Origin of the sequence: Polyangium sp. 6x1 (assembly GCF_029946515.1) — a bacterium.
Classification (GTDB): domain Bacteria; phylum Myxococcota_A; class Polyangia; order Polyangiales; family Polyangiaceae; genus Polyangium.
The window spans coordinates 21,757-48,589 of the sequence record NZ_JARZHH010000029.1 but is presented as its reverse complement, the minus strand read 5'-3'; the positions used below and the strand labels follow the sequence as shown (position 1 = coordinate 48,589).

Below are 26,833 nucleotides of genomic sequence, written 5' to 3'. Positions count from 1 at the left end.
CGCTTCTAGCTTCGCCAGGGCGCACCTCGGAACGTTTCCCGGGTCTTCACGACCGGGCAGAGGGATGGCAGAGTACCTCCAGGATATCGCTTGATGCGCCGCCAATACTTGCTCATCGCGTGGGTGCTCGGCTTCGGCTGCGCGTCCCCACCGGCACCTTCGTCGCCGCCACCATCCCCCGCAGCCGCGCCTGAAGTCCCCATCACGCCGGCGCCGACGCCGACGCCGACGCCGACGTCGCCGACGCCACCCACCACAGCCGCGATCAAGACCCCGATCACGCTCGGATGGCGCGGGCTGGGCCCATCCGACATCGACTTGTTTCAGATGCTCGAGAGCGGCGAGCTCCGCCTCGGCATGACGCGCGAAGAGATCGTCCGCGTCCTGGAGCACGAGCCGACGAGCACCGAGACCACTAGCGATGGGGACTGGCACTTCCATGCGAGGATCAACGGCCTTCGAGGCGATTGGAACTTCGACATCATGTACGGCAGTCTCTCGCGCCTGTCCTTCGAGGCGTACCGCGCCGTCGACAGGAAAACGCTGGACGGAACGTCACCGGACGGACGCGAACGAGCGACGCGCGAAGCCGCCGAAAACGCGCACACGACGATGAACGATCTGACGCTCCTCTTCGGCGCGCCTCTCCGCGTTCGCAAGGGCGGACTCGTGCACAAGAACGACACGAGCGCGGATGCCTCGCGCTACCTGCTCGACGCGCGATGGTCGACGCCCTCGCAAAGGGTCAGGCTTTCTTCGATGACCGATTGGGGGAAAGGCAAGTTCGCGATCGTCACGCGGATCCTGATCGCGCCGCTCGCGGCGACCGAGGACGACGACTGACGGCCGCATGGCCGCCCCGTCCCACGCGTTTCCACCTCGCTCGCGTCAGATCCGTGCGCGTTGTACCCTCGGAAGGAGAGCCCTGCTACGTTGGCCGGCAAACGTAGAGAGGAGACACGAGGACCCATGGGCGTCAGCTTGAACCAGATCCCGCGCGCGCAGAAACGCGACATTGCCAAGAAGATCAAGGAGAACCTCGAGGCGCGCGCTGCGAACGGCCCGCCGGAGCCCGCGCTGGACATCTACATCGGCGAATGCAACGACATCGGCGATGCGCTCGACGCGCACGTCACGGGGAACGTGCTCGCCCATGCGGAGCGCGCCGCCCGGCTCGCGCAGCTCGAAGCCGCCGACGACGAGGTCGATAGGTGGTACCGCCACATCGAGAGCTACATGAGCGTCGAGGCGCGGCGCCGCGTCAGCCCGAACCTCCTCGGCGCCCTCGCCGCGCACCAGGCCGCCTTTCCCAATGGCCTCGCGCACATCGACGATCCCATCGCGGACGAGAATCGAATTTGCCGCGAGGCCCTGCTCGTGCTCCGCGCGCCCGAGCACGCAGCGACGCTTTCGGCGATCGATCTGCCGGCCGTTTGGCTGGATCGGTGGGAGGCGGCCATTCTCGAGAGTGATGCCTTGCTGGCCGAGGTCGAGAAGGCCCGCACGGACAAGCGCGCGCACGTCGGGGCAGGCCGCGACGCCGAGACGGAATGGGTGGAGCTGATGGTGCGGCTGCGGCAATACGTGGCGAGTCGAGCGAAGCGGTCGGATCTGGCGCGGATGCAGGAAGGGAAGGCGCTGCTCGCGCCGCTGCTCGATGCCATGGGGAAGCTGCGTACAGAGGCGGCCGCGCGGGCGACGCGGAAGGCGAATGGGAAGCAGGAGACGCCGGCGGGGGAGACGTCGGGCTGAGGAGGGCCGCGGCCGCTTCCGCCAGCGCCTCCGGCCGTCGGTCGACGAGGTGGCGCGGATCAACAAGGTCCCGCCGTACACGCCGTGACGCGACGGGCGGACGCAGGTGGCGAGCCCGTTGACGCCGAGACAAACCTGGTCTAGCCGAGACCCCATGGTCGAACGGGTCACCGCTCGCTTCGGAACCCTCGTCTTCGACCGAGACGCCATCGTCCGCGCCGCGCTGCGCGCTTACGTGGAAGGCTGCCTCGAGGGGATCGCGCGCGTCGGCTTCCCGGCCATCGACCAGGCGGGCTGGACGGGTGATCTCCAGCGGGGCACCCTCCGCCACGACAACGGCAGCGGGGACTACGAGGTCGTGGCGTGGACCGAGGCAGGCGTCGTTGGCCTCGCGTACCAGCTCGGGTGCGGTCCGATCGAGCAGCTCGGCCTCTCGCTCGACGCGGTGACCGGCGGCCCGGACGACGTGCGCGGGGCCGTGCCAGGGCTCCCCGCCGAGCTCGAGCCCGCGTTCGTGATGGCCGTCGACAGGCTCGACGTGGGGCCGGAGCATGGGGAGAGGTGGGCGGGCGTGGGCTTCTGGCTTCACGGCGACCGCGTGGGAGGCACGCTCTTCGCCGTTCGCGATCCCTCGCTGGCCCACGGCGCCGTCCGACTCGCCGCGTGGGGCTTGATCCACAACGGGCGGCTCTTGCCGCTGTCTTGTGAGTCGTATCGTCCACGCCCCGGGATGATCGTGACGGCGTTCGTCGACCCGAAAGCCGCCCCCTCCCACGCGGTCATGGACGCGGTGACCGACCGCACCCTCCGGGGACCCACGGAGTTCACGCCCGCCGAGCTCGAGACGCTCCTTCTCCCGACGCCCAAGCCGGAGCGCGTACTCGCCATCCAGCGCGGGCTTCAGAAGGTCGGCATCACCTGGCCCGGCTCGCCTGAGATCCCTGAGCCGCAGGCATGACGGGCCAACACCTTTTACGGCGACTCGTCGCCTCCGCGGACGATGAGGACGCATGAGACGAAGCACTGTCCGGGCGCGGAAAAGGGATGCCCGTCCTGTTCGCGCATCGGCTGGGAGCGCGACGATCCATCCCCGTCGTTCGTCTCTCTGCGCAGGCGCCCCCGAGGAGGCGGAAATCCTCGTTTCTTTGTCCTTGGTACAGTAGTTCTCGCTGCCCCATGCTTTCGCGCGAGAGAGTGCCAATCGAACGCGTGCGATGGTTCCACGTGCCATGGAGCGGCCTTCAGCACTCCCAGCCAATGCTCGCGGCGCTGGCCGCGATCGGCCTCTTGGCGTGTTCGACCGCGGTCGCCGATCGACGGCATGGTCCCCCGGGTCGGCCGTTTCGGCAGACGTGCGAGCTGCCGAAGTCCGTGCCGCCTGACGTCGTCCTCGCGGTCGAGCGCACGACCCTCCCGGATGGCGACTCAATCACGTGGCGCGGACAGCTGACGGCGTCCGGCGCGTGCGACCGGGCGGTCTTCGACTGCGCGCGCCTCCCGAACGATCGAATCTCCGAGATCTACGACCACGTTCGGCGGTCGACCACGCCCGGTTTTCTTTCGCGCAACGAGGGGGCGCAAGCAGGTGTTCCGAAAAGGACGGTGGAGGCGCACTCTAAATCTCGACGTGGCGGGCCCGTAAGGACCCGACATCCTCGCTTGCCTCGCGCTCATCCACACGACCAGCTTTCACACGCCTCCGTACGACGCGCTCGAGGCGCTCATCCCCGTGGGGAAATCAGTTTATGGCGGCGGTCTGGTTCTCTTTTTCACGAGACCGCGAGTCTGCCGTGATCCCGAGCCCCCTCTCGATCGACCGCCGCACCTGGTCCGTCATAGACCGTCCCGTCGCGCCACATCGCCCACAGCAATCCGGCCAGCCGCCGCGACTCGTGAAGCGAACGAGCATCACGTCGACGAATTCACAGCTGCGTCGACTTGACGAAGTCCACGAAGGCGCGCAGTGGCGTCGGAAGGTGCCGACGACCGGGGTAGTAGAGAAAAGGCCCGGGGAAGCTCAGCCACCACGGTTGGAGCACGGGGACCAACTCGCCTCGGTCGATGAAGGGACGTAGCCAATCCTCGAACAGATAGATGATCCCGCTGCCTGCCACAGAGGCCTCCACAGCGAACTCCGTACCGCCACCGAAACCGACGATCAGCGGGCCCTTTGGGTCGACTTTGATGGTCTCTCCGTCCCGTTCGAACTCCCACGGATGCAGTGGGCCGTTCGTGAAGCGCCACCGTACGCAATCATGTTCGAGCAGCTCACGTGGGTGTGTGGGAGGACCACGGCGAGAAAGGTATGCGGGTGACGCGGCTGCGGCGTAACGCTGGACGCGCGGGCCGATGGGCACCGCCACCATGTCCTTCTCGAGCCAGTCTTCGTAGCGGATGCCGGCGTCGAAACCATCGGCGACCACGTCGATGAGGCGCTCATCTGCGGTCACCTCGAGACAGATGTCGGGGTACTTCGCGAGGAAGGGCGGCACGATGCGAGGAAGGACGAGCCGTGCAACGGCGGTCGGCACGTTGAGCTTCAGACGACCTGCGGGACGATCGCGGAAGTCGTTGACCACGTCCAGCGCAGCGCGCACTTCGCCGAGCGCCGGGGTGATCCGCTCGAGCAGGCGCGCTCCCGCGTCGGTGGGTGTGACGCTGCGGGTGGTGCGATGGAGCAGCCGGACGCCGAGCCGGGCTTCCAGTCGACGAACCGCGTCGCCCATGCGGGACGCGCTCGTGCCCGCCGCACGGGCGGCGCTGCGAAAGCCACCCTCACGGGCAACCGTCAGGAAGGCGGTGAGGTCTGCGAGGTCATCCATCGACTGTGCAGACTACCGCACAGGCCGTACAGATTGCGACGGATTGTCGCGCAGTGAGTTTCTGCGTAGATCCCGGGGCGAATCACACTTCCAAGGACCAACACCATGACCGACCTCTCCATCGCAGACACCTACAGCCTCGGCTCTCACACCGTTCGTCGTCTCGGCTACGGCGCCATGCAGCTCGCCGGCCCCAACGTCTTCGGTCCCCCCAAGGATCGGAAGGCCGCCGTCGCCGTGCTGCGCGAGGCCATCGCTCAGGGCGTCAACCACGTCGACACCAGCGACATCTACGGTCCCCACGTCACGAACGAGATCATCCGCGAGGCGCTGCATCCGTATCGCGACGGCCTCGTCATCGCCACGAAGGTCGGCGCCGTACGCGGCCCGACGGGGTCGTGGGAGCCCGCCCTCTCCGCCACCGACATCGAGCGCGCGGTTCACGACAACCTCCGCAACCTCGGCTTGGACGTGCTCGACGTCGTAAACCTTCGCGCGATGTTCAGCGCCGAGGGCCCAGCGGAAGGCTCCATCGAAGCGCCGCTCACGGCCCTCGCCGAGCTCCAGCGACGCGGGTTGATTCGGCACATCGGCTTGAGCAACGTCACGGCCGCGCAGATCGCGGAGGGACGCAAGCTCACGGAGATCGTGTGCGTGCAGAACCACTACAATCTGGCGCACCGCGGCGACGATGCCGTCATCGACGAGCTCGCCGCGCTCCGCATAGCGTATGTGCCCTTCTTCCCGCTCGGCGGGTTTGCGCCGCTGCAATCGAGCACGCTGAGCGCGGTGTCCACACGTCTCGGGGCGACGCCGATGCAAGTGGCGCTCGCGTGGCTCTTGCGGCGGTCGCCCAACGTGCTGCTCATTCCCGGCACGTCTTCGATCGCGCATCTGAGGGAGAACCTCGCGAGCGCCTCCATCGTCTTGAGCGCCGAGGATCTGGCCGAGCTGAACGGGCTTTCCAAGCACTCCTGAAGGCCGACGTCCCCTGAGCACGTCGAGGCGCGGACCTCGATGGTCTCGGGGAGCGTCGTGCACGCGCCCGTCGCTTCCTTGCACTTGCAGGGTCGCAGTCCGCGGGAGGCGCGGAGACGTCCGCGCGTCCGGAAGAACTCCAAAAGCTCACGAATTCACCCCTCTGCCATGCGCGGCGGCACTTCTACCCGACGTGCGCCGCCGTTCCGCCTCTCGACGCTGGGCCCAAAAGCAGCGCGTGGATTCCATCTAGGTTGTTCGTCGCGAACCGCTGCGCGCCGCGCACGGTGCTGGCTCGTTCGGCGCGCGAGGCGATGGCCGCGCGCGGCGAGGTGGCCGAGACGTCGATCAGCCATCGCGTCGCATACCCGGAGGCAGCGTCGATCGGGGAGAGCGTGCTGACGACGGACCCGAAAGGGGCCGCGGCAGCCGAGGTGTTGAAGCTGTTCAAGGAGATCATGCCGCGACGGCGGCGCCCGCTCCGGCGGCGAAGCCGGCGAGCGGCGGCGGCAGCGGCGGCGGAGGCGGAAGCGGAAACGGGAGCGGCAAGCGGCAAGCGGCGAGCGGCTCCAAGGTGCTCGATCGAGCACGCCGCAGCGACCCCCGCTCACAACCTGCGCAAGCAGTTCGGCTCAGGGCGTGTTGGCGCCGGTGAACTGAAACGGCTTGCCGGCCGTCGCGAAGCTCCCGCCGAACTCGAATGGGTCGTTGCCGCTCTCTCCCATCTTGCAGGGCGCAGAGGACTGGCAGGCCGCGGGGACGCTCGCGTTCATGTCCGTATTCGTCCAGAAGATCACGTTGCCGAAGCGGTAAGCTGCATGGGGAGCATGCGATGGTCGGAGCGGCTCTGGAGGCGCCTGCGCCGGGCGCAAGAGCGGCACGGAACAGTCCGCAGGGCGCCTGCGCCGGGCGCAAGAGCGGCAAGGAACAGTCCGCAGGGCGCTTGCGCCGGGCGCGAGGGCGGCGGGGAGCGGTCCGCAGGGCGCTTGCGCCCGGCGCAGGAGCGGCGGGGAGCGCTCCGAAGGGCGCTTGCGCCCGGCGCAGGAGCGGCGGGGAGCGCTCCGAAGGGCGCTTGCGCCCGGCGCAGGAGCGGTGAGGAACGGTCCGCAGAGCGCTCGTACCGGGCGCGAGAGCCTCAAGGAGCGCTCCGAAGGGCGCTTGCGCCGGGCGCGAGAGCCTCGGGGAGCGCTCCGAAGGGCGCTTGTACCGGGCGCGAGGCCGAAAAGGTCGGTTGTGCAACCGGAATCTTGGGTGACACTTCAGACCGGGAGCTCGGGTGACACTTCTTCGCTTGTCGAGGCAGCGCCAAGATGGCCGCTGACCTCGGGGGAGCGGGAGCGGAGGCGGGAGCGGGAGCGGGAGCGGGAGCGGAGGCGCAGGCGGAGGCGGAGGCGCAGGCGCAGGCGCAGGCGCAAGCGCAAGCGCAAGCGCAGGCGGAAGCTACGCGAGCGCGAGCGTCTTCAGGCGCTCCCGAGCGAGATGCAGGCGCCCGTAAACAGCCTTCGCCTTGATCCCGAGCGATTCGGCGATCTCCCGGATCGAATGCCCCTCCAGAAACGGCACCACCACGGCGCGGACGCGCGGCCCGATCTTCTGCAGGAACCACTTGAGCCGGAACACCCCGTACGTCGCCTGCAAAAGCGCCTCCGGCGACGTCCCGTCCTCCTGCTCGGGAAGATCCTCCGCGAAACCCACGAGGACCTCACGCTCGTACCGCGCAAGCTGTCGATGATTGCGCGCATGGTTGAGCCCGATCACCAAGAGCCACGGGCGGGCCTGCTCCGGCGTGACCAGGCACGAAAGCCGTCGCCATACCGTGAGGAAAACCTCTTGCAGGACATCCTCCACGTCGCGGGGAGGGACGGCCTGAACGAGAAGCACGCGTCGCAAGAAATCACGGTGTTCGAGGTAGAGGCGGCCAAGCAAGGCGTGCGACGCCGAGAAGTTTGCCGGCGGCGAATGGAGGTGTAGCGTTGTCATTAGCTCATGACTCCGGGTAGCGCGGTGTTGTGGGTCAGACGCCGGTCGGTGGTGAGAACACCGGCTGGCGTCGCTTGTTTTGTCTCATGAATTGCGGGCGAACTCAACGGTAAAATGGCGGATTGGTTCGTCGCGGGAGAACCCACGATCCGTCGGGAATGGCGAGAGGGGGTCGTAATGGGGGCCGTGATCCAGGCCGTGTAGGCGGGCCGCCCTGGGGGGGACGGCCCGTGGGGGGTCAGGAGGCGCGGCGGTAGACGAGGCGGCTGAGGGTGGCGATGACGTGGTCCATGCGGTCGAGCACCGCAGGACGGACTGTTTCGATGTAATGCATGGCCTGGGCGACCTGAACGCAAGCGAGCACCTCGTGCGCCGATCCGAGGGCGGTGGAGTAGCGTTGGCGTTTGTGCCCTGGGAGGTTCCCCATCCCTTCGGCAATGTTGACCTTTCGCCAAACCGGGACACTGCCTCTCGTGCTGGCAGGAACCGTGAAGTTGCCCACGCGCCGCACGCCCGCGGGGACGGCGGAGGCGTGGGCGAAGGCTGAAAACGCGAAGGGGCACGTGTGCGCCTGCGGGTGCGGTGGGAGGATCGTGGTGAAGCCGTGGCACCACTGCGTGGGGATCCCGCGGTTCATCCGGTGGCATCAGCTGGATGTCTCTACAGCCTGGGCGGAGGCTGAGAACGCGAAGCGGCGCCACGTCTGCGCTTGCGGGTGCGGGAAGCCGATCCGGGTGTTCCCGCGGCATCATCGGGCCCGGCGTTGGGATCCCGCGGTATCTGCGGGGGCACTACGACCGGTGCCATCGTTCGGGGACGTGAGGACCACCGGTCCTCACAGTTTGCGCTGGCTTGCGTTCGGCTTTGCCCGGAAGCGTTCAGACTCGACAGCTTGGTCCAGCGGGAGAAGCTCGCCGGAGGCGAGATGCGCCTACTCGACGCGCTCGATGGTCACCCGCACGGATCCCGACACGTCAAAGGCATCGGCTCCAGAGTCGAGCTTCCCGAGCGTGATGAGGCCGGGCGCTGGAATCGCCTGTCCATCCTTGCGGTAGAAGATGGCGACATCGTGAGCGGGCGACCAATAGGCGATGTCGCCGACCTCATACGACCGCGTCCGCGGCGCATCCTCCGAGAGCGCCCTGGGCAGGTGGGCGTACTTCTCTCGCTGAAAGAGGTCGTTCATCTCGAGCGTCAGCGGCAACAAAGAAGCGAAATCGCTGGCGGTCTCGCCGCTGTTCAAGGTTGCGGAGACGACCCTTTCGTTGATCTTGATTCGAAGTTTCATTGCGCGGGGTTGCTCCGTTGGTTTCTCGGCAGGTTGAGGCGAAGGGGCTCCACGGGTCGTGCTGGCGTCAGCGCCGCATGAGGCTTGAAGGAGGAACGCAACAGCCACGGGACAGGCCACCGCCATCGCGAGGGCTCGGATTGTAGTTGCCTTCATGACCTACCTCGGGAGTTCTTCCCTTATCGCTGATACTGCTCGTCGCTGACCTGCTCCATCCAGTCGACGACCTTGCCGTCGACGTGTTCTTGAATCGCGATGTGCGTCATGGTCTCGGTCGCCGTCCCGCCGTGCCAATGCTTCGCCCTCGGCGGCGTCCAGATGACGTCACCTGGCTTCACTTCGTGCTTCTGGCCGCCCCATTCCCGAACCCAGCCCGTACCCGCCGTCACAATCAACGTCTGGCCGGCCGGATGGCTGTGCCACGCTGTGCGGGCGCCAGGCGCGAACCTGACGGACGCAGCGGCGCCGCGTCGGTGAGCGTTCGCTGCGAAGAGAGGATCGATGACGACGTCCCCCGTGAAGTTCTCCGCGGAACCCTTGGTGGAAGGCTGCGAACCGGCCGGTGTGATCTCGAGCCGCGCTCCCGTCGGGCTCGCGGCGTTCGCGGTCGCCTGCGCTTCCGGAGAACAGCCGCCGAGCGCGCACGCGAGGAGAGAAAGCGAGGACCATGCTGCAATGCGATGTTTCATGACGTCACTCCCCTTTCGACGGCGCGAACAGCTCCTTGGCGCGCGCCACGGCCGACATGGCATTGGGCCAGCCGACGTAGAACGCCAGGTGCGTGATGAGCTCTACGAGCTCTTCCTGCGTCACGCCGTTCTCGATGGCGCGCGGGAAGTGGAAGCTCATTTGCTCCGTCTTGCCGGTCGCCACGAGCGCCGCGCAGGTGATCAGGCTGCGGTCGCGCTTCGACAGCTGCGGCCGCTCCCAGACGTCCCCGAACAGCACGTCGTCGGTGAGCTCGACGAGCTTCGGCGCGAAGTCCCCGATGGCTTTCTGTGCGGCGGTGGCAGGTTTGTCAGCATTCATGTGCGTCCCTCCCTCAGAGTCCCGTCATCCGCTCCAGATGCTCGGGATAACGAGCCCCTTGCACCGTGATCTTCGCGGCTGCGCCATCGATTTCGCGGAGATCATCCGGCGTCAGCGCGACATGAGCGGCTCCGACGTTCTCCTCCAGGCGGCTCCGCTTCGTCGTGCCCGGGATGGGAACGATCCACGGCTTTTGCGCGAGGAGCCACGCGAGCGCGATCTGGGCAGGGGTCACCCTCTTTCGTTCTGCGACCTCGCCGAGCAGATCGACGAGCGCCTGATTCGCTCTGAGGGCCTCCGGCGTGAAGCGTGGAATGATGTTGCGGATGTCGCTCCCGTCGAACGTGGCGCGCTCGTTCATCTTGCCCGTCAGGAAGCCCTTGCCGAGAGGGCTGAACGGGACGAACCCGATGCCGAGCTCCTCGAGCGTCGGCAGCACGTCCGCTTCGGGTCCTCTCGTCCACAACGAGTATTCGCTCTGGACCGCCGTGACCGGCTGGACCGCGTGGGCGCGGCGGATCGTCTTTGCACCCGCCTCGGAGAGGCCGAAGTGCTTGACCTTGCCTTCCTGGATGAGCTCCTTTACCGCGCCTGCCACGTCTTCGATCGGCACGTTCGGGTCGACGCGGTGCTGGTAGAACAGGTCGATGGCCTCGACCTGGAGCCGCTGGAGCGAGGCTTCGGCGACCTGCTTGATGTGCTCGGGCCGGCTGTCCAGGCCCGCCTGCCTTCCGTTGGAATCGATCTTGAACCCGAACTTCGTGGCAATCACCACTTGCCCGCGGAAGGGAGCGAGGGCTTCCCCCACGAGCGCTTCGTTCGTGAACGGGCCGTAGACCTCGGCGGTGTCGAAAAAGGTGACGCCGCGCTCGACGGCCGTTCGAATGAGCGAGATCGCCTCCTGCTTTTCGGTGGGGGGGCCGTAGCCGAAGCTGAGGCCCATGCAGCCGAGGCCGATCGCCGAGACTTCCAGATGGGTATTTCCGAGCTTGCGCTTCTGCATGGTTTCTCTCCTTCCAGCAGCAAAGGATCAGCGTGCGGTGTATCCGCCGTCGACCGGAAGTGCGACGCCGACGACGAAGCTCGCGCCGGGGCTGCAGAGCCAAAGCACGGAGGCTGCGATCTCCTCGGGCTCGCCGAGGCGCCCGATGGGCTGATTCGCGAGCGCCACGGACAGGTCGAGCTCACCCTTGGCGAGCATGTCCGTGACCATCGGTGTGGCAATCGTCCCAGGACAGATCGCGTTGATGCGGATCCCTCGGGGCGCATACTCGAGCGCCGCGCTTTTCGTCAGGCCGAGGACCCCGTGCTTCGATGCGTGATAGGCAGCCCGACCTGGCAGACCGACGAGGCCACCGAGCGACGAGCAGTTCACGATCGAGCCGCTTCCTTGCTTCCGCATCTGGCCGAGCTCGTGCTTCATGCACGACCAAACACCGCGGAGGTTCGTCGCGTTGACGCGGTCGAACAGGCTCGCCGGCTCATCCGCGGCATCCGTGGGAGGCGCCTGAACGCCGGCGTTGTTGAAGGCCATGTCCAGCCGGCCGTAGGTCTCGACGGAACGCCGTACCATCGCTGCGACTTGCTCCTCGTCGGACACGTCGCAGACAACCCCCATCGCCGCATGGCCCGCCGCCTTCAGCTCTTCGGTCGCAGACGAGAGCGCATCCCTGTTGATGTCGGCGAGCACGACCGAAGCCCGAGCCGCGGCGAAGGCCCTCGCGGTGGCGAGCCCCATTCCCGAGCTCGCGCCGGTGACCAGCGCGACCTGTCCATGGAAATCGTACATTGGATTCATGTCATCTCTCCGATTCGAGCTCTTCATCATTTCACGGGCGCAGCAGCGTCTTGATCGCGCGGCGCTCATCCATTGCGCGGTAGCCCTCCGCCACCTGCTCGAGAGGCAGCGTCAGGTCGAAGACCTTCCCGGGATGGATCTTCCCATTCCACACGAGGTCGATCAGCTCGGGCAGAAAGCGGCGCACCGGGGCCGGGCCACCGTGGAGGTGAACGTGGCTGAAAAACAGGTTCTGGCCGTCGAGCTTTACGCCGTGCGGGACGCCGACGTAGCTCACGGACCCGCCCGGGCGGGTGGAACCAATCGCTTGCAGCATCGACTCCTGCGTGCCGACGCACTCCAGCACCGCGTCCGCACCTACCCCGCGGGTCAGCTCCTTGATGCGGGCGACGCCCTCTTCACCGCGCTCGGTCACGACGTCGGTCGCCCCGAATTCGCGAGCGAGCTTTTGCCGCGCTTCGTGGCGGCTCACCGCGATGATCCGCGTTGCCCCCATCTGCTTGGCCGAGAGCACGCCGAGGAGGCCGACCGCACCGTCACCGACGACAGCGACCGTCATGCCCGGCTTCACGTCGGCCGCGTCGGCGGCGAACCAGCCGGTGCCGAGGACGTCGGAGACCGTCAAGAGGCTCGGAATCAGGTCGTCCGAGGGAACCTCCGGGGTGGCCACCAAGGTGCCGTCCGCGAGCGGGACGCGTAGCATGGGCGCCTGCGCGCCGACGACGAACTCCCGGTGCTGGCACGACGTCTGATAGCCGGCCTGGCAGTGCGGACAGGTATTGTCGGAGGCAAAAAAGGACCCGATGACGAACTGGCCGGGCTTGACCGAAGTGACCGCGCGGCCGACCTCCTCGACGATGCCACAATACTCGTGCCCCATCGGGCTCGGCTGGGTGACCGGGTTGATGCCGCGGTAGGGCCACAGGTCGGACCCACACACGCACGTGGCCGAGATCCTGATGACCGCATCCGTCGGCTCGAGGATCCTCGGGGGGTCGCGTTCCTCGAAGCGCACGTCGCCCCGGCCATAGAGAACGGCACCTCTCATCACTTGTCTCCTTGGTTTGCCTCGCGGTCCTCGTCGGAGCGCCAGGCGTTGGATTGCTCGTCGGTGACCTTCTCGCGCCAATCGACGGGCTTGGGGACCGACGCGAAGGAAGATGCGCCGGATCCCGTGGCAGGAGTAGACGCCACCGAGCGGATGGGCTGTTCACCCATGCTTGACAATCGGGAGCGAACGAAGACGTATCCTGCGCATGAACACGGCCCCCTTCGCCCAGCTCCAGGCGTTCCTCACCGTGGCGCGCCTGCAGAGCTTCAGCCGCGCGGCGCGCGAGCTCGGCGTGTCCCGATCGGCGGTGAGCCAGGCCGTGCGGCAGCTCGAGGAGCAGCTCCGCGTGGTGCTCCTGGCCCGCACGACGCGCAGCGTGTCTCTGACGGACGCGGGGCGACGGCTCGTGGAGAGCGCGGGCCCAGCGGTGAGACAGGCGCTCGCGGCCCTCACCGAAGTCTCCGCGGAGCCGGGAGAGGTGGTGGGCCGGGTCCGGCTGTCGGTGCCGCGGGCGGCGGTGCCCTTCGTCATCACGCCCGTGCTGCCCACGTTCCGCGAACGTCACCCGCGGGTCGAGGTCGAGGTCGTCATCGAGGAGCGCTTCGTGGACCTCGTGGCGGAGGGCTACGACGCGGGCGTGCGGCTGACCGAGGCGATCGAGCGCGACATGGTGCAGGTGCGGCTCACGGACGCATTTCGTTTCGTGGTGGTGGGCGCGCCGAGCTACCTCGCGCGCCACGGGACGCCGCAGCGCCCCGAGGATCTCCTGCGCCACGAATGCATGACCTTTCGCATGCACAGCACCGGGGCGCTCTACGCGTGGGAGCTCGAGCGGGGTCGCAGGAATTGGCGTGTGCCGGTGCGCGGGGGCGTGGTCACGAACGACAATCAGCTGACCGTGGCCATGGCCGAGGAAGGCCTGGGGCTCGCGTACGCCTTCGAGCCCATGGTGGCGGAGCAGCTACGCACCGGGCGGCTCGAGCGGGTGCTCGAGCCCTACGCGCCCAGGGTCCCTGGCTATTTCCTCTACTACCCCAGCCGTGCGCAGAGCTCCCCAGCGCTGCGCCTCTTCGTGGACGTGGCCAAGGAACGGCTCGTGCACGCCAAGTGACCAAGACGGCGCCCTCCGCCCCCGCTTCCGCCTCCGCCCACTTGGGTGTAGCGTCCCCCCCCGCGATGAACGACGACCAGACCCCGGCCCCCGGCGCGGCCCCACCTCCCGCTCCCGAGCCGACCCATGCCATCGCCGACGAACCAAGCATCGTGGGCGCCTTCCAGGTCCACGAGGCTGCCGCCGCAGCAGCCGCCGCCGACGCCGCCGCGGACGCCGCCGCCGCTGCCCACGGCGCTGCCGCCGCCGCCCACGCCGACGGCCACGCCCACGGCGGAGCCGCTCACGGCCACGGACACGGCCACGGACACGCCCCCGGCGCGCTCCCGGGCCTCGTCCTCGCCGCGCTCGGCGTCGTCTTCGGCGACATCGGCACGAGCCCGCTCTACGCCGTCAAGGAGTGCGTCACCGCGCCCCACGGCGTCAAGGCCAGCGCCGCAAACGTGCTCGGGCTCCTCTCCCTCATGTTCTGGTCCCTCAGCATGGTCGTCGCGGTGAAATACCTCACCTTCGTCCTCCGAGCGGACAACGAGGGCGAGGGCGGGACGATGGCGCTCCTGGCCCTCGTGCCGGAGAAGCTGCGGCCGAAGAACAAGATGAACATCGGCTGGATCGCCGCGCTCGTCCTGTTCGGCGCCTCGCTCCTCTACGGCGACGGCGTCATCACCCCGGCCATCAGCGTCCTCAGCGCCGTCGAAGGCCTCACCGTCGGCGCCAGCTCCCTCAAGCCTGCGGTCCTGCCGATCACCGTCCTCATCCTGCTCGGGCTCTTCTGGGTCCAGAAGCGGGGGACCGCCGGGATCGGCAAGGTCTTCGGGCCGATCATGATCCTCTGGTTCCTCACGCTCGGCGGCCTCGGGGCGTATTACGTCTTCAAGAACCCCGCCGTCCTCGCGGCCGTCAACCCCAAGTACGCCGTCACATTTTTCCTGACGAACAAGTGGCACGCGTTCGTCATCCTCGGCTCCGTCGTGCTCTGCGTGACCGGCGGCGAGGCGCTCTACGCGGACATGGGGCATTTCGGCCGCAAACCGATCACCTATGCCTGGTACGGCATGGTCATGCCGTCGCTGGTCCTGAACTACTTCGGCCAGGGCGCGCTCCTGCTCCAGCATCCCGAGGCCGCGGAAAACCCGTTCTTCTCGCTCGTCCCCAAGGGGCCGGCGACGTACGCGCTCGTCGGTCTCGCCACCGCCGCGGCCGTCATCGCCTCGCAGGCCATGATCTCCGGCGCCTACTCGCTCACGCGGCAAGGTGTGCAGCTCGGCTTCCTGCCGCGCGTCCAGGTCAAGCACACCTCCTCGGAGACCGAGGGGCAGATCTACATCCCCGAGGTGAACTGGGCCCTGTTCGCCGCCTGCATGGTGCTCGTGCTCTCCTTCCGCGAGTCGTCGAAGCTCGCCTCGGCGTACGGCCTCGCCGTGACCGGCTCGATGACCATCACGTCGATCGTGTTCTTCGTCGTCGTGCGCGAGCGCTGGCACTGGCCGCTCGCGAAGGCGCTCCCCCTGCTCTTGCTCTTCCTCACGTTCGACCTCGCGTTCCTCGGCGCGAACCTGCTCAAGTTCTTCGATGGCGGCTACGTGCCGTTCCTCATCGCCACGCTGATCTTCGTCTGCATGGCGATCTGGCGGAAGGGCCGCGCCTTGCTCGGCCAGGAGTTCAAGAAGCGCACGCGTCCGCTCTCCGAGGTGCTCGTGGAGCTGCGCGACGAAAAGACGGCCGCCCGCGTGGACGGCGCCGCGGTCTTCCTCACGTCGAGCGCCGAGGAGGCGCCGCCGGTCCTGCTCCACCACGTCAGCCGCAGCAAGGCCCTGCAGAAGGTGGTGCTCCTCGTGACCGTGATCCCCGAGCGCATCCCGCGCGTGCCCGCGGAGAGGCGCGTCGAGGCCTCGCTCATCGCCGACGATTTTTACCGCATCATCTTCCGCTCGGGCTTCATGGAGGACACGAACGTCCCGGTGCTGCTCGCCGTGGCCAAGGCGAAGCTCGGCCTGCGGATCGGGCCGGAGGAGACGACGTACTACCTCGGCCGCGAGACGTTGCTCGCCACGGGCAAGGGGAAGATGGACAAGGTGTCGGAGACGATCTTCGGTTTCCTGTCTCGCAACGCGACCGGGGCGACGAACTTCTTCAACCTGCCGCCCGAGCGCGTCGTCGAGCTCGGCATGCAGCTCGATCTTTGATGCCCGCGCTCGCCCTGGGGTAACCTCGCGGCCGATGAGCAGCCGCGAGACCCTCGCCGATCGGATCCTGTCGCGCCCGCAGCGCTCCATCCACGACGTCCTCGCCGTGATGGAGATGATCGACGGCGCCCTGCCGAGCTCCGACGGCGTCCACGCCTTCAACGAGCTCTACTTCCTCGTCACGGACAGGATTCGCGTCGAGCTCGATCGGGGCCGGTTTTCCACGCCCGTGCTGATCGAGGAGCTCGACGTGGTCTTCGCCGGCCTCTACTTCGACGCCATCGTCGCCGAGCTGCGCGCCCCGGGCTCGTCGCCGCGCGCCTGGCAGCCGCTCTTCGAGACGCGGCACGACCGCTCGATCGCGCGGCTCCAGCACGCCCTCTGCGGCATGAACGCCCACATCAACCACGATCTCGCGATCGCCGTGGTCGAGACGTGCAGCCGCAAAGGCATCGAGCCGCGGCGCGGGACGGGGTTTTTCGATGATTACCTCGTCGTCAACGACGTCCTGGAAGAGGCCGAGAAGGTCGCCACGGAGAAGCTCGCGACGGGGATCCTGCGCGACGTCGAGCAGGCGCTCGGCCGGGTGGACAACGTGATGGCGATGTGGAGCGTGCGGCGGGCGCGGGACGCCGCCTGGGCGAACGCCGAGGTGCTGTGGACGCTCCGCGACAACGATCTGCTCTACGAGACGTTCCTCAAGACGATCGACCGCATGGCGGGGTTCGCCGGTCGCGGGCTCTTGCTGCCGCGCGGTTTTGCGGGAGAACCGGGGACGTGACGACGGAAAGCATAGGCATGCGCGGGGGCCGGGGGCGCGGGAGCAAGCGCGAGGCGGCCGAGACCACCTGGTCGCATCCGCTGAACCCCGAGGCGGGGATGAGCCCGATGCCGACGGATCCACGCGAGATCGACGCGGCGCTCCGGGCGGGGAAGATTTCGCTGCGGCTCACGCCCTATTACGGGTTCCGCTACGGCGAGCGGGGCGTCCGGTTCACGCGCAGCGACAGCGCGTTCCTCGCGACGCTGCCCGAGCACGACGAGGCCACGATCAAGCGGCAGATCGAGTGGCTCGCCGGGGTGCTCGCGAACCGCGGCATGCCGAGCGTCCTGCTCGAACAGCACCTGCGGGTGCTCGCGCGCGAGCTCACGCGGGCCGTGCCGGAGAAACGTGATTTTTATCGCGCGCTCGTCGTGGCGTCGGACGGGCTCCGCGCGCGGCGGGCGGCCCTCTTGCCGGAGAGCGCGGGCCGGCCCATCGCGGAGGCGTTCCCGGCGGCCGCGGGGCTGCCGAACACGTGGCGCACGCGGGGGACGGGGCACCTCCTCGTCGCGGCGGTGGCCGACGAGCGCGCGGGCATGCGGAACGCGGTGCCGAGCCTCGAAGCGTTTTTCCTCGACGAAACGACGTTCCCGGCGCGCTTCGTCGCGGCCGCTCGGGAGACCATCGCGCGGGCGCGGGGCGCTTGACGGGCGGCCGCGTCCTCGAATCGGTCGTCCGTCCCCTTTCGATCGCCAGCGCGCCGCGCCACGTTCCGGCCGAGAGGGGGACGCCATGGCCCGAACGAATCTCCGCGCTTCACTCGATCTCCCGTACGACGAGGCGCTGGCGAAGATCCCCCAGCTCCTGAAAGACGTCGGATTCGGGGTCCTCACGCGGATCGACGTCGACGAGACGCTGCGCGCCCGGCTCGGCGTGCCTTTCCGGCGGTACACGATCTTCGGGGCTTGCAACCCTGTCCTCGCGCACCGGGCTCTCTCGGCCGATCCGGATGTCGGCATTCTCCTGCCTTGCAATCTCGCGGTCTACGAGGACGACGACGCCCGCACGATCGTGGTCGTCATGGATCCGCTCGAAATGCTCGCCGAGGACGAGGAGGCGGCGCTGCGGGAGGTCGCGGCCGAGGCGCGGACGAAGCTGAACCACGTGCTTTATTGCCTCTCGACGCGAAACCACCGCGCCGCTTGACGCCCGCTCTTTTCAGCCGGTACCCTCGGCCTGAAAGGAGCTTCTTTACATGACGAGCAGAAGCTGGACCGAGGACGCCCTCCGCGATCACCTCCAGAAGGCCGTGTACCTGGAGCTGTGGACCATTCCGATTTACCTCGCGGCCGCGTATTCGTTGCAGGTGCCGGGGACGAGCGCGTCGAATCCGCCCAAGCTCACGCCCGTGCGCAGCGCCAAGAACCCGAACCGGAGCCGCGAGCAGCTCGCGTTCAACAACATCTATTCGGTCGTGGTGCAGGAGATGCTGCACCTCGAGATCGCGGCGAACCTGTACAATGCCCTCTTCGCGGGGAAAGGGTACGCGCCGAAGCTCACGGGCCCGTGGGCGCCGCGCTACGATCGCGGGTTCCCGCCCTGGATCGGGGGGAAGGTGCCGGTGCAGCTCGGGCCGGTGAACGACGCGCAGCTCCTCCTGATGGCCACGATCGAGACCCCGGAGCCGAAATCGGACGGGCCCGCGAACGGACCGCAGGAGGTCTACGACTCCATTGGCCAGTTTTACAAGGCGATCGATCAGGGCGTGGATCAGCTCTGGGGCAGCCTGTACGATCCGAACGCCGATCACCGGCAAAAGAGCGAGTTTTCCGATCCGCAATACCCGGGCGACGATTACACGGGCTTCTCCGCGACGATTGGCGGCGACAGCCAGACGGCGCGGGCCCAGGCGGACAAGGCGATCAAGGCCATCGTCGATCAGGGCGAGGGGTGCGTCGGTCCCTTCATCGAGCCGGACCTGCGGCCCGAGGACAGCACCGACATCCAGGACCGCTTCAGCCATTTCGGCCGCTTCCGCATGGTGCAGGTCATGCTCAAGCTCGGCGGGGCGTTCAAGACGTACCCGACCAGCGGGAGCGATGGGCTCGCCGCCGCGCAGAAGGCGCTGAACGAGACCTACACGGCCCTGCTTTATTCGCTGGAGAAGGGCTTCGCCGGCGACGCCGACCTCGACCTCGGCCCGATGTGGGACCTGCCCGGCAAGATCGTCGCCGTCTGGGCCGCCGGGGGCGTGCCCGCCTTCCAGTCGCTCGACAGCTCCGACGCCGCTCGCTGACCGAGCGCTCCCGCCCCAGAAAACACGCCTCGCACGTTCTCGTCCACACGAACCATTGACGCCGGCCCCAGAGTCGGATACTTCGCACGCGAAACTTTCTCGCGCGAGGGATCCAGCTCATGGCGAACGAGCTTCGTTTCGATGGAAGAGTGGCGATCGTTACCGGTGCGGGCAACGGACTCGGGCGTGCGCACGCGCTCCTGCTCGGCAGCCGCGGGGCCAAGGTCGTGGTCAACGATCTCGGCGGCGGCCGGCATGGCGGGGGCACGAGCTCCGAGGCGGCGGACAAGGTCGTCGCCGAGATCAAGGCGGCCGGCGGCGAGGCCGTGGCGAATTACGATTCGGTCGAGAACGGCGGCAAGATCGTGCAGACCGCGCTCGACGCGTTCGGCCGCATCGACATCGTCGTCAACAACGCCGGCATCTTGCGGGACGTCACGTTCCACAAGATGACCGAGGAGGACTGGGATCTCATCTACCGCGTGCACGTGCTCGGCAGCTTTCGCGTCGCGCACGCGGCGTGGCCGCACATGCGCGACCAGGGCTACGGTCGCATCATCTTCACGTCGTCGGCGGCCGGCATCTACGGCAATTTCGGGCAGGCGAACTATTCGATGGCCAAGCTCGGCCTCGTCGGCCTCTCGAACACGCTCGCGCTCGAGGGCAAGAAGAAGAACGTCCTCGTGAACACGATCGCGCCGCTCGCGGGATCGCGCCTGACGGAGACGGTGCTGCCGAAGGAGCTCATCGACGCGCTCAAGCCCGAGTACGTGAGCCCGCTCGTGGCGTACCTGTGTCACGAGAGCTCGACCGAGACCGGCGGGCTTTTCGAGGTGGGCGGCGGGTTCTTCGCGAAGCTCCGCTGGGAGCGCGCCGAGGGCAAGACGGTGCGGCTCGGGCGCGAGATCAAGCTCGAGGACATCCAGAAGAGCTGGGGCGCGATCGCCGGCTTCGACAAGACCACGCATCCGGCCGAGATCAACCAGTCGATGGGCCCGGTCATGGCGAACGTGCAGGCCGGCCCGGCCAAGGGCGGCAACGAGCTCGTCGATGTCGATCAGGCGCTCGGGTACGAGTATCCGGCGGTGCATTCGAGTTATGACGAGCGCGATCTTTCGATCTACGCGCTCGGCGTCGGCGCGGCGGAGAACCCGCTCGACGACAAGGAGCTGCGTTACGTCTACGAGATGCACGGGCAGGGGTTCGTCCCGCTGCCGACGTACGGCGTGGTGCCTGCGCTCTCGGCGCTGATGGATCTCGCGAAGGCGGGCAAGACCGCGCCGGGCATGAACTACGGGCTCGAGCGGCTCCTGCACGGCGAGCAGTACCTGGAGCTTTCGCGCCCGCTGCCGCCGAAGGCGAAGCTCACGCACAAGGCCAAGGTCAAGGAGATCTGGGACAAGGGCAAGAACGCGCTGATCGTCACGGAGATCCGCTCGACGGACGAGTCGGGCGAGGAGCTGCTCCGCAACGAGAGCACGGCCGTCATCCGCGGCGCGGGGGGCTGGGGCGGCGAGCGGGGTCCGTCATCGGACATCAACGTGCCGCCCGAGCGCGCGCCCGACGCGACGATCGAGCAGAAGATCCCTGAAAACCAGGCGCTTTTGTATCGACTCTCCGGCGACTGGAACCCGCTGCACGCGGACCCGGGCTTCGCGACGGCGTTCGGCTTCTCCAAGCCGATCCTGCACGGGCTCTGCACGTTCGGTTATGCCGCGCGGCACGTGATCCACGCGTTTGCCGGCGGAGACGCGCGCAAGTTCAAGAGCATCAAGGTGCGCTTCGCGGACAGCGTGTTCCCGGGCGAGACCGTCGTGACCGAGATGTGGAAGGAGAACGACGAGCGCATCGTGTTCCGCTGCAAGGTGAAGGAGCGCGACAAGGTCGTCATCTCGAACGCGGCGATCGGGCTCTGGAAGGAGATCCCGCTGCCGTTGGCGAAGCCCGCAGCGGCTGCTGCAGCGGCGGCGCCCGCGAAGGCGGCCGAGGATCCGGCCGGCGACGTGTTCATCGGGATCCGCGATTACGTCGAGAAAAACCCGGCGGTCGTCGAGAAGGTGAAGACGATCTTCCAGTTCGACCTCAAGGGCCCGGACGCGACCTGGACGATCGATCTGAAGAACGGCAAGGGCGCGGTCTTCGAGGGCAAAGGCGCGGACAAGGCCGACACGGTGCTCGAGATCGCGTCGTCCGACTGGCTCGCGATGGCCACGGGCCAGGCCGATCCGCAGAAGCTCTACTTCGAGGGCAAGCTCAAGATCTCGGGCAACGTGATGGCCTCGCAGAAGCTCGGCTTCATGAAGAAGATCGATCCCGAGCAGGCCAAGGCCGCCATCGCCGCGCACAAGGCGAAGGCCGGCGGCGCGGCGGCCCCTGCCGCGGTGGCGCCCGCGAAGGCAGCCGAGGATCTGGCCGGCGACGTGTTCATCGGGATCCGCGATTACGTCGAGAAAAACCCGGCGGTCGTGGAGAAGGTGAAGACGATCTTCCAGTTCGAGCTCAAGGGCCCGGACGCGACGTGGACGATCGATCTGAAGAACGGCAAGGGCGCGGTCTTCGCCGGCGCAGGCGCGGACAAGGCCGATACGGTGCTGGAGATCGCGTCTTCCGACTGGCTCGCGATGGCCACGGGCCAGGCCGATCCGCAGAAGCTCTACTTCGAGGGCAAGCTCAAGATCTCGGGCAACGTGATGGCCTCGCAGAAGCTCGGCTTCATGAAGAAGATCGATCCCGAGCAGGCCAAAGCCGCCATCGCCGCGCACAAGGCGAAGGCCGCGAGCGGCGAGGCGAAGGCCGAGGCGGCGCCGCAAGCGGCGGCGGCACCGAAGGGGCCGGGCGCGGCGGCCGTGTTCGACGCGCTCAAGGAGCGGCTGGCGAAGTCGCCGGAGCTCGCGAAGGAGGTCAACGCGCGCATCGACTTCCGGCTGACCGGGCCGGACAGCGAGTGGCACGTGGACTTCACGGGTGGCAATACGACGGTGGCCACGGGTCGCGCGACGAACCCGTCGGCGGTGCTCACGCTCTCGACGGAGGATCTCGTCGCGCTCGTGTCGGGCAAGGAGCAGGAGGCCCATCTCTACCAGACGGGCCGGCTGCGGGTCGACGGCGACGTACGGATCGCGTCGAACCGCCTGAACTTCTTGAAGGGGCTCTTGGGTTAATCGCGCACGTTCGCAGAAGGAGGCTCAAATGGGCAGGCGAGTCAACGTCATCGGCGTCGGAATGGTGAAGTTCCAGAAGCCCGGCGCCAGCGAAGAGTACAACGTGATGGCCGCGAAAGCGGCGCGCACGGCCCTCGCGGACGCGGGCGTCGATTACAACGATGTCGAGCAGGCGTACGCGGGATACGTCTTCGGCGACAGCACGTGCGGGCAGCGGGCGGTCTACGAGGTCGGCCTGACGGGCATCCCCGTCATCAACGTGAACAACAACTGCTCGACGGGCTCGACGGCGCTCTACCTCGGCCGGCAGGCCATCGAAGGGGGCCTCGCCGAGTGCGTGCTCGTCGTCGGGTTCGAGCAGATGGAGAAGGGCGCGCTCGGCTCGAAGTGGAGCGATCGGACGAGCCCGATCGACAAGCACGCGGACGTGATGAACCGCGTGCAAGGCTTCAACCAGGCGCCCCCGACAGCGCAGATGTTCGGCGGCGCGGGGCGCGAATACCGCTGGAAGTACGGCGCGAAGCGCGAGACGTTCGGCAAGGTCGCGGAGAAGGCCCGCAAGCACGCGAGCAAGAACCCCTACGCGCTCTTCAACGATGTTTTGTCCCTCGAGCAGATCATGGCCTCGCCCGAGGTCTTCGATCCGCTGACGCGCTTCCAGTGCTGCCCGCCCACGTGCGGCGCGGCGGCAGCGATCCTCTGCTCGGAGGATTTCGCCCGGAAAAAGGGCATCTCCAACTCGGTCTACATCGCCGCGCAGTCGATGACGACGGACTACGCGTCGAGCTTCGGCGACAGCATGATCAAGATGATCGGCTTCGACATGGCGAAGGCAGCCGCGGACCAGGTCTACGCGAAGTCAGGGCTCGGCCCGGAGGACGTGCAGGTCGTGGAGCTGCACGATTGCTTCACGGCAAACGAGGTCGTGACGTACGAGGCGCTCGGCCTCTGCAAGGAAGGCGAGGCCGAGAAGTTCATCGAGGAAGGGAACAACACGTACGGCGGCAAGTACGTGACGAACCCGTCGGGCGGCCTGCTCTCGAAGGGCCATCCGCTCGGCGCAACCGGCCTCGCGCAGTGCACCGAGCTCGTCTGGCAGCTCCGCGGCACGGCCGACGCGCGCCAGGTCGAAGGGGCGAAGGTCGCGCTCCAGCACAACCTGGGCCTCGGCGGGGCCTGCGTCGTGACGATGTACCGCAAGGACTGAAGCTCCGGGGGACGAAGGAGGCCGCGCTCGAAAGGGCGCGGCCTTCGTCGTTTCGAAGGGCCATTATCGGGGAGGCGCCGCGCCGGGGCTCTGCCCCGGGCCCCGCGGGGGCTATTCGCCCCTCGACCCGAACCAGGGCCAGCCCTGGACCTCTGGGCATCGACTGCGCGAAGCGCAGTCGATGCGGGGAAAGTTTCTCAAGCTGTCCGCCCCCTCTTTGCAGGGCCAGCCCTGGACCTCAGGGGGAAGAACTGCGCTGCGCGCAGTTCTTCCCACAGGCCGGTGGGACCGCGTTGCCGGCTGAACCAGCAGCGCTGCTGTCTTGGTTGGCAGGGTCGCTCGCGGTCTTGACCTGGCCCGTTCGATGAACTGCGCATTGCGCAGTTCATCGACCCCGAGTCCAGCGCTTGCGCTGGTCCGGGTCCAGGGGCGGATAGCCCCGGTGGGGCCTGGGGCAAAGCCCCAGCGAAACGCCTCCCGGCAGCGGTGCCGGCGTGGCTCAGCGGGGCACGATTTGGTAGGTCGCGCGCCCTCGAAATACTGCGGGATGGAGCTCCTCGGCGCGGCAACACGCAGGCACGAGGCGGAGCAATGTTGCGCGTCTCTCGGCGGCTTCTGGTCGCGGATCGAGGACGAGGAGCGTGCCCGGCTCGAACGCCGCGGCTACGTCGGACGCGTGCGCGACGAGATCGGCGGGTGAGGCGGCGAAGACGGGCATCTCGGCGGGCACGTTCCAGAGGGCGAGGGGCAGCGAGCCTCGGGCGACCGAGTCGAGGACCATCCGGCGCGCCGGGGTCACGGTGGACATCGACGCCTCGACCTCTCGGGCTCGCCAGAGCTCGTCGACGACGAGGACGGTCGAGGAGACCACCACGACGGCGACCACGGCCTGTTGCACGCGGCGGTGGAGCGTGGGGCGGAGGAGGGCCCATGCGAGGACACAGGCGAAGAGCGGGTAATCGAGCGCGAGATACTTCGCGCGCATGGCTCCCGCTGGGCTGCGGAATGCGAGGAACAAGGCGACTTGCCCTCCGAATGTGAGCCCGAGCAGCGCGAGCGCGCGGAGTACGCGAGGTTCGAAGGGGCGGAGGATCGCGACGAGGGATCCCTTTGGAGCACGAATGGCGAGCACGAGCGCGACGACGAGCGTGATCATCCACGCCACCACGAGCGGCACGCTCCAGACGAAGAAGCGGCCCATCCCGACGAACACGCCGCCGATACGCACTGGGATGTCGAGCGGGGCGAAACGTTGGGCTTGCTCTCCCTGCCTCTTCAGGACCTCGAACACGTGGGGGTGCGCGAGGAGGCCGAGCGTCGCGCCGATCGTGAGGGAGCTGGCGAACAGGAGCGCGCGCCGGGGCTCCTTCCTGCCGAGCGACACGGCTGCGACGACGAGCCCTGCGCCGAGCGCGAGCACGAAATGGTAATGGGTCGCGACGCCGATCCCGCTCACCATGACGAGGAGCAGCGCGACGACGGCTGGGCGGCGGGGTGAGGCGGCGTCGAGCGACATCGACGCGAGGAGGGCGAAGACCGTCATCACGAGCCCGAGCAGCGCGTATTGCCGCATCTCGAGGGAAGCCTCGAGGGGACCTGGCGACAGAGCCCAGAGCGACGCCGCGACGGCGCCCACGCGGGCGTCCCTCGAGAGCCACTTCGCGAGGAAAAAGAGTGCGACGAGCGTGAGTGTGTCGAGGAAGAGGTTCAGCCCGAGGACCACGCCGACCGTCGCGCCGAAGGCCCGTGCGACGAGCGAGCCGAGCCAGAAGTAAGCGGGCGGGTGGATGTCGAGCGCCCCGAGCTCCGCGCCGATCTGGCCCAGCGTGGGCGGGCGATCGGGCTCCAGCGTGAGCAGCCTCTTCCATTCGCCGGCGGGGGCCCACGCGTGGTGGGGCGGCGCGTCGCCGCGGATGGTCCGGTCGTAGGCGGCCTGGTGGCCGGTGATCACGAGCAGGGTGATCGCCTCGTCGTGGAGGATGTCGCGCCGTCGGAGCGCCGGCGGCAGAAACAACGCCGCGTGCATCACGATCGCGGCGAGGAGCACGAGGACGTGGCCTCGCCGGATGGCTGCATTCGGGTTCGACACCACGTCGTCCTAAACGCCGAGAGAGGTCAGGACGGCGGCGAACCGGTCGGCCGCGGTCTCCGAGGAAAACTCGGCCGGCGCCGGGACGGGCGTGGGCAGCGCTTTCGTCGCGCGGAACCGATCGAAATGCGCCGAGAGCGACGCGACGAGGGAATCGACGTCGCCGGGGCGGATGCGCGCGTTGTCCGGACGATGCGCGAGCAATTCGTCGACCTCGGGGTTTTCCGTGATCGAGACGATCGGCATGCCCGAGGCGATGTAATCGTACGTCTTCGCCGCGATCCGCAAGACGACGCGCGGATCCACCATGGAAAGCAGCACGTGGGCGCGGCGCAGCTCGCCGAGCAGGGCGCGCTGGGGGATCGTCGGGGCGAACTCGACGAAGCCCGAGAGCCCCATGCGGGCGACCTCCGCGCGCTCGTACTCCGTCGCGCGGCCGATCTGCCGGAGGACGAGATCCGCGGGTGTGAGTTGGTCCCGGTCGATGATGCGGCGGAGCGCCTGGCCGATGTCGTCGACGCGCGTCTCGGCGCGCAACGTGCCGGTGTGCAGGATCGTGAACCGCGAGGGGGGCTCGGGCGACGCGGGGATGGGGTCGTAGAGCGACGCGTCGAAATGGTTCCGGACGAAGGACGATTTGGAGGCGAGGAACGGATACCGCTCCTGGTAGGCGGCGAGGGCGCGGCGCGTGTTGAGGACGACGTGGTCGGCGCGCGTGAGGATGTGGGTTTCGAGGGCGTCGATGACGTGGTGGCGGCCTCGCTCGGCGGCGTCGCGCGGCGGCGCGGCGCCGGACTCGTGCAGCCCCCAGGGGTCGCGAAAGTCGAGCACGAGGGGCACGCCGAGCGCGCGGGCGACCCACATGCCGGAAGGGACGGCCGAGAAGGGGCCGGCCGTGACGACGACCGCGGAGACGCCCTCCTGGCGGGCGATCCGCTTGGCCTCGCGCGCGCCGTGAAGCGTGTGGATCGTCCAGTGGTCGTTCATGGACTGGAAGGGCCGGAGGCCCTCGAGGGGGCGGAGCGGCCCGGCGGGCTTCTTCGATCGCGGCAGGCGCGCCGTGAGGGAGCGGAAGAGATCCGTCGCCTGGAGCAAGCGAGGATCGAGGTACACGTCGTGCACCGGCACCTCGGGCGGGACGGCGGCGAGGAGGTCGGGATCGCGGGCGGCCTCGGGGAAGGCGCCGGTGACGACGACGGGGCGAAAGCCGCGAGGAACGAGCTTGCGAGCGAGCTTGACCCAGCGATAGGCGCCGACGGCGACCTGGGGCGCGAAGTACGGGGCGATGAGGAGGAACGAGCGCACGCGAGGACGGGCTTTCT

At 68.1% G+C, this 26,833-nt stretch carries 25 protein-coding genes; 12 read left to right on the top strand and 13 right to left on the bottom strand.

Annotated elements, in window-relative coordinates; all coding sequences use genetic code 11:
- Window positions 1–93: 93 nt before the first annotated feature.
- The 3 genes from QHF85_RS25650 to QHF85_RS25640 all read left to right on the top strand — a co-directional run bounded on the left by QHF85_RS25650 (window position 94) and on the right by QHF85_RS25640 (window position 2,710).
- The gene (locus QHF85_RS25650) at window positions 94–843 is read left to right on the top strand and encodes a hypothetical protein (protein WP_281329942.1); all 750 of its coding nucleotides are present in this window, start codon (window positions 94–96) and stop codon (window positions 841–843) included.
- A gap of 126 nt (window positions 844–969) precedes the next feature.
- The gene (locus tag QHF85_RS25645) at window positions 970–1,752 is read left to right on the top strand and encodes a hypothetical protein (protein WP_281329941.1); all 783 of its coding nucleotides are present in this window, start codon (window positions 970–972) and stop codon (window positions 1,750–1,752) included.
- Window positions 1,753–1,906: 154 nt separating this feature from the next.
- Complete coding sequence (locus QHF85_RS25640; RefSeq protein ID WP_281329940.1) at window positions 1,907–2,710, top strand: hypothetical protein; 804 nt, start codon at window positions 1,907–1,909, stop codon at window positions 2,708–2,710.
- 964 nt (window positions 2,711–3,674) lie between these two features.
- On the opposite strand, the gene QHF85_RS25635 is transcribed toward QHF85_RS25640, so the two are convergent.
- Window positions 3,675–4,574: a LysR family transcriptional regulator gene (locus tag QHF85_RS25635; RefSeq protein WP_281329939.1), complete on the bottom strand. Its 900-nt coding sequence runs from the start codon at window positions 4,572–4,574 to the stop codon at window positions 3,675–3,677.
- Between the two features lie 105 nt (window positions 4,575–4,679).
- Between QHF85_RS25635 and QHF85_RS25630 the strand changes: the two genes are divergently transcribed.
- A complete protein-coding gene (locus QHF85_RS25630; RefSeq protein WP_281329938.1) occupies window positions 4,680–5,552 on the top strand; it encodes an aldo/keto reductase family oxidoreductase in 873 nt (290 codons plus the stop codon).
- A gap of 184 nt (window positions 5,553–5,736) precedes the next feature.
- Here QHF85_RS25630 and QHF85_RS25625 read toward each other — a convergent pair whose 3' ends face one another.
- From QHF85_RS25625 to QHF85_RS25580, 10 genes are all read right to left on the bottom strand, one after another.
- Window positions 5,737–6,012, bottom strand: a complete 276-nt coding sequence (locus tag QHF85_RS25625) for a hypothetical protein (RefSeq protein WP_281329937.1) — start codon at window positions 6,010–6,012, stop codon at window positions 5,737–5,739.
- A 172-nt stretch (window positions 6,013–6,184) separates the two neighbouring features.
- Window positions 6,185–6,325, bottom strand: coding sequence for a hypothetical protein (locus tag QHF85_RS25620; RefSeq protein ID WP_281329936.1), 141 nt, complete (start codon window positions 6,323–6,325; stop codon window positions 6,185–6,187).
- A gap of 667 nt (window positions 6,326–6,992) precedes the next feature.
- Window positions 6,993–7,532 carry a sigma-70 family RNA polymerase sigma factor gene (locus QHF85_RS25615; RefSeq protein WP_281329935.1) on the bottom strand — a complete coding sequence of 180 codons (540 nt, stop codon included), beginning with the start codon at window positions 7,530–7,532 and terminating at the stop codon, window positions 6,993–6,995.
- Window positions 7,533–7,770: 238 nt separating this feature from the next.
- On the bottom strand, window positions 7,771–8,169 hold the full coding sequence (locus QHF85_RS25610; RefSeq protein WP_281329934.1) for a hypothetical protein: 399 nt from the start codon (window positions 8,167–8,169) through the stop codon (window positions 7,771–7,773).
- A 294-nt stretch (window positions 8,170–8,463) separates the two neighbouring features.
- On the bottom strand, window positions 8,464–8,820 hold the full coding sequence (locus QHF85_RS25605; RefSeq protein ID WP_281329933.1) for a cyclophilin-like fold protein: 357 nt from the start codon (window positions 8,818–8,820) through the stop codon (window positions 8,464–8,466).
- Between the two features lie 179 nt (window positions 8,821–8,999).
- On the bottom strand, window positions 9,000–9,389 hold the full coding sequence (locus QHF85_RS25600; RefSeq protein ID WP_348652763.1) for a cupin domain-containing protein: 390 nt from the start codon (window positions 9,387–9,389) through the stop codon (window positions 9,000–9,002).
- 124 nt (window positions 9,390–9,513) lie between these two features.
- The gene (locus QHF85_RS25595; protein WP_281329931.1) at window positions 9,514–9,849 is read right to left on the bottom strand and encodes a carboxymuconolactone decarboxylase family protein; all 336 of its coding nucleotides are present in this window, start codon (window positions 9,847–9,849) and stop codon (window positions 9,514–9,516) included.
- Between the two features lie 13 nt (window positions 9,850–9,862).
- On the bottom strand, window positions 9,863–10,852 hold the full coding sequence (locus QHF85_RS25590; RefSeq protein ID WP_281329930.1) for an aldo/keto reductase: 990 nt from the start codon (window positions 10,850–10,852) through the stop codon (window positions 9,863–9,865).
- Window positions 10,853–10,879: 27 nt separating this feature from the next.
- Entirely contained in the window at window positions 10,880–11,647 is a 768-nt protein-coding gene (locus tag QHF85_RS25585; RefSeq protein WP_281329929.1) for a glucose 1-dehydrogenase, read from the bottom strand.
- Window positions 11,648–11,678: 31 nt separating this feature from the next.
- On the bottom strand, window positions 11,679–12,695 hold the full coding sequence (locus QHF85_RS25580) for a zinc-dependent alcohol dehydrogenase family protein (RefSeq protein ID WP_281329928.1): 1,017 nt from the start codon (window positions 12,693–12,695) through the stop codon (window positions 11,679–11,681).
- 208 nt (window positions 12,696–12,903) lie between these two features.
- Between QHF85_RS25580 and QHF85_RS25575 the strand changes: the two genes are divergently transcribed.
- The 8 genes from QHF85_RS25575 (at window position 12,904) to QHF85_RS25540 (ending at window position 23,422) form a co-directional block, all read left to right on the top strand.
- A complete protein-coding gene (locus tag QHF85_RS25575; protein WP_281329927.1) occupies window positions 12,904–13,809 on the top strand; it encodes a LysR family transcriptional regulator in 906 nt (301 codons plus the stop codon).
- Between the two features lie 65 nt (window positions 13,810–13,874).
- A complete protein-coding gene (locus tag QHF85_RS25570; protein WP_281329926.1) occupies window positions 13,875–15,995 on the top strand; it encodes a KUP/HAK/KT family potassium transporter in 2,121 nt (706 codons plus the stop codon).
- Between the two features lie 34 nt (window positions 15,996–16,029).
- A complete protein-coding gene (locus QHF85_RS25565) occupies window positions 16,030–16,776 on the top strand; it encodes a DUF5995 family protein (RefSeq protein ID WP_281329925.1) in 747 nt (248 codons plus the stop codon).
- 17 nt (window positions 16,777–16,793) lie between these two features.
- Window positions 16,794–17,465 (top strand): hypothetical protein, encoded by a 672-nt coding sequence (locus QHF85_RS25560; RefSeq protein WP_281329924.1) that lies wholly within the window; start codon window positions 16,794–16,796, stop codon window positions 17,463–17,465.
- A gap of 85 nt (window positions 17,466–17,550) precedes the next feature.
- Complete coding sequence (locus QHF85_RS25555) at window positions 17,551–17,964, top strand: DUF302 domain-containing protein (protein ID WP_281329923.1); 414 nt, start codon at window positions 17,551–17,553, stop codon at window positions 17,962–17,964.
- Window positions 17,965–18,013: 49 nt separating this feature from the next.
- Window positions 18,014–19,054, top strand: coding sequence for a ferritin-like domain-containing protein (locus QHF85_RS25550; RefSeq protein ID WP_281329922.1), 1,041 nt, complete (start codon window positions 18,014–18,016; stop codon window positions 19,052–19,054).
- 119 nt (window positions 19,055–19,173) lie between these two features.
- Complete coding sequence (locus QHF85_RS25545; RefSeq protein ID WP_281329921.1) at window positions 19,174–22,215, top strand: peroxisomal multifunctional enzyme type 2; 3,042 nt, start codon at window positions 19,174–19,176, stop codon at window positions 22,213–22,215.
- Window positions 22,216–22,243: 28 nt separating this feature from the next.
- Window positions 22,244–23,422, top strand: coding sequence for a lipid-transfer protein (locus QHF85_RS25540; RefSeq protein WP_281329920.1), 1,179 nt, complete (start codon window positions 22,244–22,246; stop codon window positions 23,420–23,422).
- Between the two features lie 499 nt (window positions 23,423–23,921).
- Here QHF85_RS25540 and QHF85_RS25535 read toward each other — a convergent pair whose 3' ends face one another.
- Window positions 23,922–25,511: a glycosyltransferase family 39 protein gene (locus tag QHF85_RS25535; RefSeq protein WP_281329919.1), complete on the bottom strand. Its 1,590-nt coding sequence runs from the start codon at window positions 25,509–25,511 to the stop codon at window positions 23,922–23,924.
- A gap of 9 nt (window positions 25,512–25,520) precedes the next feature.
- Window positions 25,521–26,816 (bottom strand): glycosyltransferase, encoded by a 1,296-nt coding sequence (locus tag QHF85_RS25530; RefSeq protein ID WP_281329918.1) that lies wholly within the window; start codon window positions 26,814–26,816, stop codon window positions 25,521–25,523.
- Between the last annotated feature and the right edge of the window lie 17 nt (window positions 26,817–26,833).

Bases quoted from the DNA above. Each gene is read 5' to 3' on its own strand.
- QHF85_RS25575 (WP_281329927.1), top strand. From the start codon at position 12,904: ATGAACACGGCCCCCTTCGCCCAGCTCCAGGCGTTCCTCACCGTGGCG.
- QHF85_RS25545 (WP_281329921.1), top strand. From the start codon at position 19,174: ATGGCGAACGAGCTTCGTTTCGATGGAAGAGTGGCGATCGTTACCGGT.
- QHF85_RS25560 (WP_281329924.1), top strand. From the start codon at position 16,794: ATGCGCGGGGGCCGGGGGCGCGGGAGCAAGCGCGAGGCGGCCGAGACC.
- QHF85_RS25580 (WP_281329928.1), bottom strand. From the start codon at position 12,695: ATGAGAGGTGCCGTTCTCTATGGCCGGGGCGACGTGCGCTTCGAGGAA.
- QHF85_RS25615 (WP_281329935.1), bottom strand. From the start codon at position 7,532: ATGACAACGCTACACCTCCATTCGCCGCCGGCAAACTTCTCGGCGTCG.
- QHF85_RS25555 (WP_281329923.1), top strand. From the start codon at position 17,551: ATGGCCCGAACGAATCTCCGCGCTTCACTCGATCTCCCGTACGACGAG.
- QHF85_RS25550 (WP_281329922.1), top strand. From the start codon at position 18,014: ATGACGAGCAGAAGCTGGACCGAGGACGCCCTCCGCGATCACCTCCAG.
- QHF85_RS25635 (WP_281329939.1), bottom strand. From the start codon at position 4,574: ATGGATGACCTCGCAGACCTCACCGCCTTCCTGACGGTTGCCCGTGAG.
- QHF85_RS25540 (WP_281329920.1), top strand. From the start codon at position 22,244: ATGGGCAGGCGAGTCAACGTCATCGGCGTCGGAATGGTGAAGTTCCAG.
- QHF85_RS25565 (WP_281329925.1), top strand. From the start codon at position 16,030: ATGAGCAGCCGCGAGACCCTCGCCGATCGGATCCTGTCGCGCCCGCAG.
- QHF85_RS25585 (WP_281329929.1), bottom strand. From the start codon at position 11,647: ATGAATCCAATGTACGATTTCCATGGACAGGTCGCGCTGGTCACCGGC.
- QHF85_RS25570 (WP_281329926.1), top strand. From the start codon at position 13,875: ATGAACGACGACCAGACCCCGGCCCCCGGCGCGGCCCCACCTCCCGCT.
- QHF85_RS25605 (WP_281329933.1), bottom strand. From the start codon at position 8,820: ATGAAACTTCGAATCAAGATCAACGAAAGGGTCGTCTCCGCAACCTTG.
- QHF85_RS25650 (WP_281329942.1), top strand. From the start codon at position 94: ATGCGCCGCCAATACTTGCTCATCGCGTGGGTGCTCGGCTTCGGCTGC.
- QHF85_RS25630 (WP_281329938.1), top strand. From the start codon at position 4,680: ATGACCGACCTCTCCATCGCAGACACCTACAGCCTCGGCTCTCACACC.
- QHF85_RS25590 (WP_281329930.1), bottom strand. From the start codon at position 10,852: ATGCAGAAGCGCAAGCTCGGAAATACCCATCTGGAAGTCTCGGCGATC.
- QHF85_RS25625 (WP_281329937.1), bottom strand. From the start codon at position 6,012: ATGATCTCCTTGAACAGCTTCAACACCTCGGCTGCCGCGGCCCCTTTC.
- QHF85_RS25620 (WP_281329936.1), bottom strand. From the start codon at position 6,325: ATGAACGCGAGCGTCCCCGCGGCCTGCCAGTCCTCTGCGCCCTGCAAG.
- QHF85_RS25645 (WP_281329941.1), top strand. From the start codon at position 970: ATGGGCGTCAGCTTGAACCAGATCCCGCGCGCGCAGAAACGCGACATT.
- QHF85_RS25610 (WP_281329934.1), bottom strand. From the start codon at position 8,169: ATGAACCGCGGGATCCCCACGCAGTGGTGCCACGGCTTCACCACGATC.
- QHF85_RS25595 (WP_281329931.1), bottom strand. From the start codon at position 9,849: ATGAATGCTGACAAACCTGCCACCGCCGCACAGAAAGCCATCGGGGAC.
- QHF85_RS25640 (WP_281329940.1), top strand. From the start codon at position 1,907: ATGGTCGAACGGGTCACCGCTCGCTTCGGAACCCTCGTCTTCGACCGA.